The 367-nt window shown below is 60.8% G+C and carries 1 pseudogene; it reads right to left on the reverse strand.

Annotation, left to right across the window (positions count from 1 at the left end):
* A pseudogene (locus DBV14_RS33150) lies at nucleotides 1-358 on the reverse strand (IS3 family transposase); the annotation flags it as partial.
* Nucleotides 359-367: the final 9 nt, after the last annotated feature.

The following is a 367-nucleotide window of genomic DNA, read 5'->3' on the forward strand; positions in this document are numbered from 1 at the left end:
CACGCACCCCGTAGTCCTTCTCCAGGACATCGATCACCGCCTCGAACAACCGGGCCTTCTCGTTGGCCTCTCGAAGCTGCACTTCCAAGGCCTTGATCTGCTGCTCAGGGGTCAGCGGCGCCGCAGGCGCGGGGGAGGATTTTTTGGTTGTTATGGGCATGGGAAGCCGAGATGATGCCGAACCCCAGCTCTGGCGACCATGCTTGCGCAGCCACACCAGAACGGTCGAGCGCCCTTGGATGCCGTAGCGCTCCTGCGCCTGCTTGTAGGTCAGCTCGCCTTTTTCTACCTGATCGAACACCGACAGCTTAAAAGCCAGCGCGTAGTCCCGCTGCGTGCGTTTGATGCCTGATTCCATTGACTCGCC

The organism is Variovorax sp. KBW07 (genome assembly GCF_003852515.1).
In the GTDB taxonomy this organism is placed as follows: Bacteria; Pseudomonadota; Gammaproteobacteria; order Burkholderiales; family Burkholderiaceae_C; genus Variovorax.